The organism is Streptomyces sp. ADI95-16 (assembly GCF_003721495.1).
GTDB classification, from domain to species: Bacteria; Actinomycetota; Actinomycetes; order Streptomycetales; family Streptomycetaceae; genus Streptomyces; species Streptomyces goshikiensis.
Genome location: NZ_CP033581.1, coordinates 1,055,454 through 1,069,444, shown reverse-complemented (window position 1 = coordinate 1,069,444; position 13,991 = coordinate 1,055,454). Strand labels below are relative to the sequence as shown.

The following is a 13,991-nucleotide window of genomic DNA, read 5'->3' as shown; positions in this document are numbered from 1 at the left end:
CCCGCATAGGGGCCCGTAGGGGACCGTTAGGGGTTTCTGTGGAGCCCCTCCCGTGCCAGGGTCATCTCTGGTCTTAGGTTTCTCTGCACGGAGTGATGGAGCGCGCGATGTTGAACGATTCCCAGGATTTCGCTGCCGAAACCGACGACGCCTCCGAGGCCGGCGGAACCCAGGGAACCGAGCGCGAACCCCATGGCACCGACAGCGGTGGAGCCGCAGGTGACGGCGGCGGTGAGACCAGCGGTGACGCAGGCTCTGAGACGGGCGCTGAGACGGGCGCTGACGCCGCGAGCGGCGGCACCGACGGGCCCGACGGATGGCGCGAGCGGCTGGCCGGGCTGACCGAGACCGAGCAGCACACCACGCTGCTCGACTGGGTTTCCTCCCTCGTCACCGCCTCCCTCCGCGACGCCGCACCCACCGCCCTGGACCCGCAACGCTCCTTCCTCGACCTCGGCTTCGACTCCCTCGCCGCCGTCGACCTGCACGCCCGGCTCGTCGCCGGCACCGGCCTGCGCCTGCCGGTCACCCTGGCCTTCGACCACCCCACCCCCGCCCACCTCGCCCGCCGGATCCACGCCCTGCTCCTGGGCCTGACCGCCCCCGCCGAGGCACCCGTCACCGCCGCCATCAGCAGCGACGAACCCATCGCCATCGTCGGCATCGGCTGCCGGTTCCCCGGCGACGTGCATTCCCCCGAAGCGCTCTGGGAACTCGTCGCGAACGGCACCGACGCCATCTCCGAATTCCCCACCGGGCGCGGCTGGAACCTCGACTCGCTTTACGACCCCGACCCCGACCGCGCCGGCACCACGTACGCCCGCGAAGGCGGATTCCTCCACGACGCCGACGAATTCGACGCCGCATTCTTCGGAATATCCCCGCGCGAAGCCCTCGCCATGGACCCCCAGCAGCGCCTCCTCCTGGAAACCTCCTGGGAGGCCTTCGACCGGGCCGGCATCGACCCCTCCGGACTCCGCGGCGGCCAGGTCGGCGTATTCGTCGGCGCCGAAACCCAGGAATACGGCCCCCGACTGGAGGACGCCGCCGACGGGTTCGAGGGCTACCTCGTCACCGGCAACGCCGCGAGCGTCGCCTCCGGCCGCATCGCCTACACCTTCGGCTTCGAAGGCCCCACGGTCACCGTCGACACCGCCTGCTCCTCCTCGCTCGCCGCCCTGCACCTCGCCGTCCAGGCCCTGCGCAGCGGCGAGTGCTCCCTCGCGCTCGCCGGCGGCGTCGCGATCATGGCCAGCCCCGGCTCGTTCGTCTCCTTCAGCCGCCAGCGCGGCCTGGCCCCCGACGGCCGCTGCAAGCCGTTCGCGGCGGGCGCCGACGGCACCGCGTGGGGCGAAGGCGCCGGCATGCTGCTGGTGGAACGCCTCTCCGACGCCCGCGCGGCCGGCCACCACGTCCTCGCCGTCGTCCGCGGCACCGCCATCAACCAGGACGGCGCCAGCAACGGCCTGACCGCGCCCAGCGGCCCCGCCCAGCAGCGCGTCATCCGCCAGGCCCTCGCCAACGCCGGCCTGACCTCCGCCGACGTGGACGCCGTCGAGGCCCACGGCACCGGCACCACCCTCGGCGACCCCATCGAGGCGCAGGCCCTGCTCGCCACGTACGGCCAGGACCGCCCGGCGGAGCGGCCGCTGCGGCTCGGCTCCCTCAAGTCCAACATCGGCCACACCCAGGCCGCCGCCGGTGTCGCCGCCGTCATCAAGATGGTCATGGCGATGCGCCACGGCATGCTTCCGCAGACCCTGCACGTGGATGCGCCGACCCCGCACGTCGACTGGGAAGCCGGAGCCGTCTCGCTCCTCACCGAACCCGTCGCATGGCCGACCGCCGACGCCCCGCGCCGCGCCGGCGTCTCCTCGTTCGGCATGAGCGGCACCAACGCCCACGCCATCATCGAGGAACCGCCCACCGAGGACGCCGCGCAGCACACCGCGGACCAGCCCCCGGCCCAGGAAGCCCCCGGCACGGACGAACCGGAAGCCGCGGCCGGCCAGCTGCCGCTGCTGCCCTGGGCCCTGTCCGCCAAGACCCCCGAAGCCCTGCGCGCCACCGCCCGACGCCTCGGCGACTGGCTCGACACCCACCCCGACGCCACCCCCCTCGACATCGGCCACTCCCTCGCCACCACCCGCAGCCGGTTCGAACACCGCGCCGTCGTCCTCGGCGACGACCGTGCCTCCCTCCAGCGCGGCCTGCACGCCCTCGCCGACGCCGCCGACACACCCGCCGTCATCCACGGCGAGCCCGCGGCCGGCCGCCCCGCCGTCCTGTTCACCGGCCAGGGCAGCCAGCGCCTGGCCATGGGCCGCGAACTGTACGAGACCTACCCGGTGTTCGCCGACGCCCTCGACGACGCCTCCTGGTACCTGGACGAGCAGCTCGAACACCCGCTGCTCGACGTCCTGTTCGCCGACGAGGACACCCCCGAGGCCGCCCTCCTCCACCAGACCGCCTACACCCAGCCCGCACTGTTCGCGGTCGAGGTGGCCCTGTACCGGCTCGTCGAATCCTGGGGCCTGCGGCCCGCGTTCGTCGCCGGCCACTCCGTCGGCGAGATCGCCGCCGCCCACGTGGCGGGCGTCTTCACCCTGGAAGACGCGTGCGCGCTCGTCGCCGCCCGGGGCCGCCTGATGCAGGCCCTCCCCACCGGCGGCGTGATGATCGCCGTGCAGGCCTCGGAGGACGAGGTCCTGCCGCTGCTCACCGACCGCGTCAGCATCGCGGCCATCAACGGCCCGCAGTCGGTCGTCGTCGCGGGCGACGAGGACGCGGCGCTCGCCGTAGCCGAGGCCTTCGAGGCGCAGGGCCGCAAGACCAAGCGCCTCACCGTCAGCCACGCCTTCCACTCGCCGCACATGGACGCCATGCTCGACGCGTTCCGCCGCGTGGCACAGGTCCTGGACTACGGCACGCCCACCCTCCCCGTCGTCTCCCTCCTCACCGGCACCACCGCCACCGCCGCCGAGCTCGCCACCCCCGAACACTGGGTCCGGCACGTACGCGAAGCCGTACGGTTCCTCGACGGCGTCCGCACCCTCCGCGCGCGCGGCGCCGACTCCTTCCTCGAACTCGGCCCCGACCCGGTCCTCACGGCCATGGCCCAGGACTGCCTCGTCACCGACCCGCAGGACACCACCAACCCCGTCTTCGCCGCCGCGCTCCGCTCCGGCCGCCCCGAGACCACCACCCTGCTCGACGCCGTCGCCCGCATGTTCGTCCGGGGCGCCGAGACCGACTGGGCCGCCTGCTTCGCCGGTACGGGCGCCCGGTCCGTCGAACTGCCGACGTACGCCTTCCAGCGGCAGCGCTACTGGATGAACGCCCGCACCCCCGCCATCGAGCCGGCCGCCTCGCCCGCGCACCGGACCGACCCGGCCGACAACGCGTTCTGGGACGCGGTCGAGCACCAGGACGTGGCCGCGCTCGCCGCCGCGCTCGAACTGGACGCGGACGGCGAACAGCCCCTGAGCGAGGTCGTCCCGGCCCTGTCGGCGTGGCGCCGCCGGGTCCGGACCCAGTCCGAGGTGGACGGCTGGCGCTACCGGGTGTCGTGGAAGCCGCTGACGGACGCCGCCGCTGGTGGCGTCCGGTTGTCGGGGTCGTGGCTGGTGGTGGTGCCGTCCGAGGGCGTGGATGACGCGCCGGTGGTGGGTGCGCTGGCCGGTCGTGGTGCCGAGGTCCGGCGGGTTGTTGTCGAGGCCGGTGCTGACCGTGCCGGGTTGTTCTCCGATGTCGGTTCTGTTGCCGGTGTGGTGTCGTTGCTTGCGCTGGACGAGGCTGCGGGTGTTGTCGCGACGGCCGGTCTGGTGCAGGCGTTGGGTGCTGCCGGGGTGGAGGCGCCGCTGTGGTGCCTCACCCGTGGCGCGGTGAGCGTGGGCCGTTCGGACCGTCTGGTGTCTGCGGTTCAGGCTCAGACGTGGGGTCTGGGTCGGGTCGTGGCTCTGGAGCTGCCTGAGCGTTGGGGCGGTCTGGTCGATCTCCCCGAGGTGTGGGACGAGCGCGCGATGGCCCGACTGGTGGGTGTGCTGGCCGGTTCTGGTGAGGACCAGGTCGCGGTGCGCTCCTCTGGTGTCTTCGGGCGTCGTCTCGTCCGGGCTGCGGATGGTGGCGCGGAGTCGTGGACGCCGTCCGGCACGGTCCTGATTACCGGCGGTACGGGTGCTCTCGGTGGGCGGGTCGCACGCTGGCTCGCCGGTGCGGGCGTGGAGCGTCTGGTGCTGACCAGCCGTCGGGGCATTGATGCTCCGGGCGCCGCTGAGCTGCTGGAGCTGGGTGTGGACGTGTCGGTCGTGGCGTGTGACGTCGCTGACCGGGACGCCCTTCGTACGCTGCTGGCGGCTGAAGCCGAGGGCCTGACGGCTGTCGTTCACACCGCTGGTGTGCTCGATGACGGTGTGCTGGATGCCCTCACGCCGGAGCGTTTCGAGAGCGTGCTGCGCGCGAAGGCGACCTCTGCCCTCAACCTGCACGAGCTGACCGTCGAGCTGGGTATCGAGCTCTCCGCGTTCGTGCTGTTCTCCTCCATGAGTGGCTCCATCGGTGCGGCCGGTCAGGGTAACTACGCCGCCGCGAACGCCTACTTGGACGCTCTGGCCGAGCAGCGTCGTGCCGCCGGGCTGGCGGCGACTTCGATCGCGTGGGGTCCGTGGGCCGAGGGCGGTATGGCCGCCGATGAGGCGATGGACGCGCGGATGCGGCGCGAGGGTGTGCCGCCGATGGCCCCCGATTCCGCGATCGCCGCGCTGGCGCAGGCCGTCGGCGCCGGCGAAGCCGCCCTGACCGTCGCGGACATCACCTGGGACCGCTTCTCGTCGGTCGTGGCAGCGGTTCGCCCCAACCCGTCGGTGGCCGACTTCGCTACCGCCACTTCGCAGGGCGCCGCCTCGGTCACCGGCCAGGGGACCGTGGTCACGGGCACGGACGTAGCGGGCGCCGCCTTCGCGAAGCTCGCAGAGCTGCCGCGCGCCGAACAGGACCGGGAGCTGCTCGGCCTGGTCCGTACGCATGTCGCGGCGGTCCTCGGGCATGACGGCGCGGACGCCGTCGGCGCCGAACGCGCCTTCAAGGAGCTCGGCTTCGACTCCCTGACCGCCGTCGACCTGCGCAACCGCCTGGGCGCGGCCACCGCACTGCGGCTCCCGGCCACCCTGGTGTACGACTACCCGACCTCGTCGGCCCTCGCGGAGTACCTGCGAGGCGAACTGATGGGCAACGCGCCCAAGGCGGACTCTCCCCAGCACGTTGCTGCGGCCACCGACGACGATCCCATCGCGATCGTGGCGATGAGCTGCCGCTTCCCCGGCGGGGTGCGCACTCCCGAGGACCTCTGGCGCCTGCTCGCGCAGGGTACGGACGCGGTAGCCGACTTCCCCGCGGACCGTGGCTGGGACCTGGACCGCCTCTACGACGCCAACCCGGAGCAGCCGGGCACCTCGTACACGCGCGAGGGCGGATTCCTCTACGACGCCGCCGAGTTCGACGCCGGCTTCTTCGGGATCTCGCCGCGCGAGGCCCTCGCGATGGACCCGCAGCAGCGGCTGCTGCTGGAGACCTCGTGGGAGGCCTTCGAGCGGGCCGGCATCGACCCCGCCCTGCTGAAGGGCAGCCAGGCCGGCGTGTTCGTCGGCACCAACGGCCAGGACTACCTCACTCTCGTCGCGGGTGAGGCCGACGGCCTCGAAGGCCACGTCGGCACCGGCAACGCGGCGAGCGTCGTCTCCGGCCGCCTGTCCTACGTGTTCGGCCTCGAAGGCCCGGCCATCACGGTCGACACGGCCTGCTCGTCGTCGCTCGTCGCCCTGCACCTGGCCGTGCAGGCGCTGCGGCAGGGCGAGTGCTCCATGGCGCTCGCCGGTGGTGTGACCGTGATGTCCACCCCTGATGCCTTCATCGACTTCAGTCGTCAGCGGGGGCTGGCGGAGGACGGCCGGATCAAGGCGTTCGCCGCGGGTGCCGATGGCACGGGCTGGGGCGAGGGTGTCGGCATGCTGCTCGTGGAGCGGCTGTCGGACGCGCAGCGCAACGGTCACCCGGTGCTGGCTGTCGTGCGGGGTTCGGCGATCAACCAGGACGGTGCGAGCAATGGTCTGACGGCGCCGAACGGGCCTTCGCAGCAGCGGGTGATCCGTCAGGCGCTGGCGAGCGCCGGTCTGTCGGCGGCCGAGGTCGACGCGGTGGAGGCGCACGGTACGGGTACTCGTCTCGGTGACCCGATCGAGGCGCAGGCGCTGCTGGCGACGTACGGGCAGGAGCGGCCGGAGGGACTGCCGCTGCTGCTGGGTTCGGTCAAGTCGAACATCGGGCACACGCAGGCCGCGGCCGGTGTCGCGGGCATCATCAAGATGGTGCTGGCCATGCAGTACGGGGTGCTGCCCCGGACCCTGCACGTGGACGCGCCGACCCCGCACGTGGATTGGTCGGCGGGCGAGGTCGAGCTGCTGACCGAGCAGCGGAACTGGCCGGAGACTGGCCGTCCGCGCCGGGCCGGTATCTCCTCGTTCGGCCTGAGCGGCACCAACGCCCACACGATCATCGAGCAGGCGCCGGACGCGGACGCGGACGAGGCGCCGGCGGCGCCCGCCGAGGGCACCGCGACTGCGGCTCTGCCGTTCGCCGTCACGGGCAAGAACCCCGCCGGACTGCGTGCCCAGGCGCAGCAGCTCGTCTCCTGGCTTGCCGAGAACCCGCAGGCCGCTCCCGCTGACATCGCGTACTCGCTTGCGGCCGGGCGGTCCACGTTCGAGACGCGGGCGGTCGTGGTCGCGGACGCGGCGGACCGCGATGCGCTGACGGCGGGCCTGCGGGCCCTGGCCGCCGGCGAGCACGCGACAGGGCTCGTGCGGGGCACGGCATCGGGTGGCGGACTCGCGTTCCTGTTCACGGGCCAGGGGAGCCAGCGGCTCGGGATGGGCCGTGAGCTCTACGACACGTACCCGGTGTTCGCGGACGCGCTGGACGCGGTCTGCGCGCGGATGGACGCCCACCTCGAACTGCCGCTGACCGAGGTGCTGTTCGGACCGGATGCGGCTGTGCTGGACCGTACGGAGTACACGCAGCCGGCGCTGTTCGCGGTTGAGGTGGCGCTGTTCCGGCTGGCCGAGTCGTGGGGTGTGAAGCCGGACTTCGTGTCGGGGCATTCGATCGGTGAGATCGCGGCTGCGCATGTCGCCGGGGTGTTCTCGCTGGAGGACGCGTGTGCGCTGGTCGCGGCGCGTGGTCGTTTGATGCAGGCGCTGCCCGAGGGCGGTGTGATGATCGCGGTGCAGGCGTCGGAGGACGAGGTCCTCCCGCTGCTGACGGATCGCGTGAGCATCGCGGCCGTCAACGGTCCGCGTTCGGTGGTCGTGGCCGGTGACGAGGATGCGGCTCTTGCCGTCGCGGCCGCGTTCCCGGACCGCAAGTCCAAGCGGCTGACCGTGAGCCATGCCTTCCACTCGCCGCACATGGACGGGATGCTGGACGACTTCCGCCGGGTGGTGGAGGGGCTGTCGTTCGGGGCCCCGCGCATTCCGGTCGTGTCCAACCTGACCGGCGCCCTGGTCGCTGACGAGATGGGTTCGGCGGAGTTCTGGGTGCGGCACGTCCGCGAGGCGGTTCGCTTCCTGGATGGCGTGCGGGTCCTGGAGGGTGCCGGGGTCACGTCGTTCGTGGAGCTGGGGCCGGACGGTGTGCTGTCGGCGCTCGCTCAGGACTGCCTGACCGGTGACGCGGATGTTGCGTTCGTGCCGGTGTTGCGTGCGGGTCGTGGTGAGGCGGAGACGCTGGTCACGGCCGTGGCGCAGGCGCATGTGCGTGGTGTGGAGGTGGACTGGTCCGCGTTCTTCGCCGGTTCGGGTGCTGGCCGGGTGGAGCTGCCGACGTACGCGTTCCAGCGGCAGCGGTTCTGGCCGGAGACGATCCTGTCGAACGGTGCTGTTGTCGCCGCCCCGACGGTCGACGCGGTCGACGCCCGGTTCTGGGACGCGGTGGAGCGCGGCGATCTCGCGTCTCTGGTGGCTGAACTGTCGGTGTCCGATGACGCGAGCTTCGGTGAGCTCGTCCCGGCTCTTTCGGCGTGGCGTCGGCAGAACCAGGAGCAGGCGCAGGTCGACGGCTGGCGCTATCGGGTCTCGTGGAAGCCGCTGGCGGGACCGGCGGCCTCCGCCGGGGTGCTGGGTGGCGAGTGGGTTGCCGTCGTACCCAGCGCGCGCGAAGACGATGCCCTGGTTGCAGGTGTGCTGGGCGCGCTGACCGGGCGCGGCGCTGAGGTGCGTCGGGTGGTTGTCGAGCCGGGTGCGGATCGTGTTGCTCTGGCCGAGCAGCTTTCCGGCTTTGGTTCCGTCTCCGGTGTGGTGTCGCTGCTTGCGCTGGATGAGGCGGCTGGGGTTGTCGCGACGGCTTCTCTGGTGCAGGCGTTGGGCGATGCCGGGGTCGTGGCGCCGCTGTGGTGCCTGACCCGTGGCGCGGTGAGTGTGGGTCGTTCGGACCGTCTGGTGTCCGCGGTGCAGGCTCAGGTGTGGGGTCTGGGGCGCGTGGCCGCTCTGGAGCTGCCCGAGCGTTGGGGCGGTCTGGTCGACCTGCCCGAGGTGTGGGACGAGCGGGCCATGGCCCGACTGGTGGGTGTGCTGGCCGGTTCTGGTGAGGACCAGGTCGCGGTGCGCTCCTCTGGTGTCTTCGGGCGTCGTCTCGTCCGGGCTGCGGATGGTGGCGCGGAGTCGTGGACGCCGTCCGGCACCGTTCTGATCACCGGCGGCACGGGTGCTCTCGGTGGTCGGGTGGCTCGCTGGCTCGCCGGAGCGGGCGTGGAGCGTCTGGTGCTCACGAGCCGTCGGGGTGCGGATGCCCCCGGCGCTGCCGAGTTGCTGGAGCTGGGTGTGGACGTGTCGGTGGTGGCGTGTGACGCCGCTGACCGGGATGCTCTGCGCGCGCTGCTGGCTGCCGAGGCCGAGACGCTGACCGCTGTCGTCCACACCGCTGGTGTGCTTGATGACGGTGTGCTGGATGCTCTGACCCCGGAGCGTTTCGAGAGCGTGTTGCGCGCCAAGGCGACGTCCGCGCTGAACCTGCACGAGCTGACGGGCGAGCTGGGCATCGAGCTCTCCGCGTTCGTGCTGTTCTCCTCGATGAGCGGCACGATCGGTGCGGCCGGGCAGGGCAACTACGCCGCCGCGAACGCGTACTTGGACGCCCTGGCCGAGCAGCGCCGCGCCGCCGGGCTGGCGGCGACCTCGATCGCTTGGGGTCCGTGGGCCGAGGGCGGCATGGCCGCCGACGAGGCCCTTGAGGCCCGGATGCGCCGGGACGGCGTGCCTCCCATGGACGCGCAGCCGGCGATGCGTGCTCTCCGGCAGGCCGTTGGGGCAGCTGACGCCTCCCTCACGGTGGCCGACGTGGAATGGGAGCGGTACCTGTCCGGCCACACGGCCGTACGCCGCAGTGAACTGTTCAGCGAGCTGACCGAGGTACGCGCGACTCGCGCCGGAACTGACGCCCGTACCCAGACCGCCGAGCACACGGGTGGGGCGGTCACCCTCGCCGGGCGGCTCGCCGCGCTCGCCCCCGCCGAACAGACGCGGGAGCTGCTCGGCCTGGTCCGTACGCATGTCGCGGCGGTCCTCGGGCATGACGGCGCGGACGCCGTCGGCGCCGAACGCGCCTTCAAGGAGCTCGGCTTCGACTCCCTGACGGCCGTCGAGCTGCGCAACCGCCTGGGTGCGGCGACCGAGCTGCGGCTGCCCGTCACGCTCATCTACGACTACCCGACGTCCGCCGCGCTGGCCGAACACCTCCGTGAGGAGCTCGTCGGCAGCATCCCCGTCTCCGGCGCCCTGCTTCCCGTCGCCGCGGCCGTCGACGGCGACCCCATCGCGATCGTGGCGATGAGCTGCCGCTTCCCCGGCGGTATCGCGTCCCCCGAGGACCTGTGGCAACTGCTCGCGCAGGGTACGGACGCGGTCGCCGACTTCCCGGCGGACCGCGGCTGGAACCTCGACCGCCTCTACAGCCCCGACCCGGACCAGCCGGGGACGTCGTACACCCGCCAGGGTGGTTTCGTCGCCGGAGCGGCCGAGTTCGACGCCGATTTCTTCGGGATCTCGCCGCGCGAGGCCCTCGCGATGGACCCGCAGCAGCGGCTGCTGCTGGAGACCTCGTGGGAGGCCTTCGAGCGGGCCGGCATCGACCCGTCGTCCCTGCGCGGCAGCCGGGCAGGCGTGTTCGTCGGCACCAACGGCCAGGACTACCTCTCGCTCGTCGCCCGCGAACAGGACGGCCTGGAAGGCCACGTCGGCACGGGCAACGCCGGCAGCGTCATGTCCGGCCGCGTCTCGTACGTGTTCGGCCTCGAAGGCCCCGCCGTGACGGTGGACACCGCCTGCTCCTCCTCACTGGTCGCCCTGCACTGGGCGATCCAGGCGCTGCGGCAGGGCGAGTGCTCGCTGGCGCTGGCCGGCGGCGTGACCGTCATGTCGACGCCCGAGAACTTCATCGACTTCAGTCGTCAGCGGGGGCTGGCGGAGGACGGCCGGATCAAGGCGTTCGCCGCGGGTGCCGATGGCACGGGCTGGGGCGAGGGTGTCGGCATGCTGCTCGTGGAGCGGCTGTCGGATGCGCAGCGCAACGGTCACCCGGTGCTGGCTGTCGTGCGGGGTTCGGCGATCAACCAGGACGGTGCGAGCAATGGTCTGACGGCGCCGAACGGGCCTTCGCAGCAGCGGGTGATCCGTCAGGCGCTGGCGAGCGCCGGTCTGTCGGCGGCCGAGGTCGACGCGGTGGAGGCGCACGGTACGGGTACTCGTCTCGGTGACCCGATCGAGGCGCAGGCGCTGCTGGCGACGTACGGCCAGGAGCGGCCGGAGGGACTGCCGCTGCTGCTGGGTTCGGTCAAGTCCAACATCGGCCACACGCAGGCCGCGGCCGGTGTCGCGGGCATCATCAAGATGGTCATGGCCATGCGCCACGGGGTGCTTCCGCAGACCCTGCACGTGGACGCGCCGACCCCGCACGTGGATTGGTCGGCGGGCGAGGTCGAGCTGCTGACCGAGCAGCGGGAATGGCCCGAGACTGGCCGTCCGCGCCGGGCCGGCATCTCCTCGTTCGGTATCAGCGGCACCAACGCCCACACCATCATCGAGCAGGCCCCGGACACCGAGCAGTCGGCGCCCGCCGACGCCCAGCCGGCCGTGCGACCGGCCCGTGTCCTCCCGTACCTCCTCTCCGGCAAGACCAAGGAAGCCGTACGGGCGCAGGCGGCCTCCCTCACCGCGCACTTGGACGCGGCCGAGGGCGCCGACGGCGGCGTGGACGCGGTGGACCTGGCCTACTCCCTCGCCACGAGCCGCGCACACCTCGACCAGCGCGCGGCCCTCGTCCTGACCGTCGCAGACGGCCAGGACCTGCGGGAGACCCTGGCGCGCCTCGCCGCCGGTGAGTCCGTGGCCGGCATCACCACGGGAACGGCCGGTGACGCACGTACCGCCTTCCTGTTCACGGGCCAGGGGAGCCAGCGGCTCGGGATGGGCCGTGAGCTCTACGACGCCCACCCGGTCTTCGCGGACGCGCTCGACGCGGTCTGCGCACAGCTGGACGCGGTGCTCGACAGGCCGCTGAAGGACGTGCTGTTCGGGTCGGACGCGAGCCTGCTGGACGAGACGCGGTACACGCAGCCCGCACTGTTCGCGGTCGAGGTGGCGCTGTTCCGGCTCGTGGAGAGCTGGGGTGTGCGGGCGGACTTCCTTTCCGGGCACTCGATCGGTGAGATCGCCGCCGCGCACGTCGCCGGAGTGTTCTCGCTGGATGACGCGTGTGCGCTGGTCGCGGCGCGTGGTCGTTTGATGCAGGCCCTCCCGGCCGGTGGGGTCATGATCGCCGTGCAGGCCTCCGAGGAGGAGGTTCTGCCGCTGCTGACGGATCGCGTGAGCATCGCCGCGGTCAACGGTCCGCGTTCGGTGGTCGTCGCCGGTGACGAGGACGCGGCGGTCGCCGTCGCGGACGCGTTCCCGGACCGCAAGTCCAAGCGTCTGACCGTGAGCCATGCCTTCCACTCGCCGCACATGGACGGCATGTTGGAGGACTTCCGCCAGGTGGTTGAGGGGCTGTCGTTCGAGGCCCCGCACACTCCGGTCGTCTCCAACCTGACCGGCGCCCTGGTCACCGATGAGATGGCTTCGGCCGAGTTCTGGGTGCGGCACGTCCGCGAGGCGGTCCGCTTCCTCGACGGTGTGCGCGCTCTGGAAGCCGCGGGTGTGACGGCGTACGTCGAGCTCGGTCCCGACGGGGTGCTGTCCGCCCTCGCCCAGGACTGCCTGACCGACACCACCCACACCACCTTCGCCCCCGCCCTCCGCGCCGGCCGCCCCGAGGCGGAGACCCTCGTGACGGCCCTCGCCCGGGCGCACGTTCACGGTGTCGAGGTCGATTGGGCGGCGTACTTCGCGGGGAGCGGTGCGCGGCGTGTTGATCTGCCGACGTATGCGTTCCAGCGGCAGCGGTTCTGGCCGAGTGCGGCGTTGTTCGCCGCTGGGGATCCGGAAGCGATCGGGTTCGGTGATGCCGGGCATCCGCTGCTGAGTGCGGCGGTGGCGCTGGCCGACTCCGAGGGCGTGCTCCTTGCCGGCCGGCTGTCGGTGGAGACCCACCCGTGGCTCGTGGACCACACGATCCTCGGCAGCGCTCTGCTGCCGGGTACGGCCTTTGTGGAGCTGGCGATTCGTGCCGGTGACGAGGTCGGGTGCGATGTGGTGGAGGAGCTGACGCTTGAGGCGCCGCTCGTTCTGCCCGAGCGGGGCGGTGTGCAGCTCCAGCTCGTCGTCGAAGCCCCCACGGAGCCCGGCCGTCGGCCGTTCAGCGTGTACTCCCGCCGCCGTGATGCCCTCGCCGAGGAGTCCTGGACCCGGCACGGATCCGGTGTGCTGGCTGCCGGCGCCCGGCCGGAGGCCTCGCTTGCCTTCGCCGACCTCGCTGCCTGGCCGCCCGCCGGCGCCGTGCCCGTCGACATCGACGGGCTGTACACGGACCTGGCGCAGGCCGGTGTCTCCTACGGGCCGCTGTTCCAGGGGCTGAAGGCTGCCTGGCGGCGCGACGGTGAGCTGTTCACCGAGGTGGTGCTTCCGGAGGACGGGCGTGGGGACGCGGCCCGGTTCGGGCTGCACCCGGCGCTCCTGGACGCGGGTCTGCACGCCATCGGCCACGGAGACCCCGCCGAGCAGGCGGCCACTGGTGCGCTGCTGCCCTTCTCCTGGGCCGGCGTCTCCCTCTACGCGGCGGGCGCCTCTTCGCTGCGCATGCGTCTGACCCCGAATTCCGCGGGCGACCCGCACACCCTGGCCCTGCTGGTCGCGGACGAGACCGGGCGCCCCGTCGCAGCCGTCGAGTCGCTCACCCTGCGCCCGGCCTCGGCCGACCAGGTCAGCGCCGCCGGTGCCGGTCACCTGGAGTCGCTGTTCCGCGTGGAGTGGGTTCCCGCCCCTGTGGCCACGGCTCCCGCCGGTCTCCGGTGGGGTGTGCTGGGCCGGGACGAGATCGGGCTGGCCGGCAGCACGGGCGCCCAGGTGACCGAGTACGCCGACGCGGCTGCGCTCGGTGCGGCGCTCGTGGCCGGTGAGCCGGCATTCGATGCCGTGTTCGTCGTGCCGTCCGCTCCCGTGCGGGGCGCCGATGTCATCGGCTCGGTTCACACGGCGGTGAATGACGCTCTGGCGGTGGTCCAGGAGTGGCTGGCTGACGAGCGGTTCGCTACGACTCGTCTGGTGTGGCTGACGTCCGGTGCGGTGGCCGTTGGTTCCGGTGAGGGTGTCCGGGATCTGGCGGGTGGCGCGGTGCGTGGTCTGCTGCGTTCGGCGCAGTCGGAGAACCCCGGGCAGCTGCTCATGCTGGACGTGGACGAGGCGTCGCTGGCGGCGGTTCCGGCCGCGTTGGCGGCGGGCGAGTTCGAGCTGGCGATCCGTAGCGGTGTGGTGTGTGTGCCGCGTCTGGTGCGCGTGCCGTCATCGGAGAGC

Annotated in this window: 1 protein-coding gene (only partly in view); it reads left to right on the top strand. The window is 72.4% G+C overall.

The genetic code is table 11. From position 1 onward, the window contains the following. The first annotated feature begins 107 nt into the window (after nt 1-107). Nucleotides 108-13,991, top strand: the 5' end (the start) of a protein-coding gene (locus EES41_RS42270; protein ID WP_123082251.1) for a type I polyketide synthase. 20,532 nt of this gene lie beyond the right edge of the window; the window shows 13,884 of its 34,416 coding nt (coding positions 1-13,884); its start codon is at nt 108-110; the stop codon falls past the right edge of the window.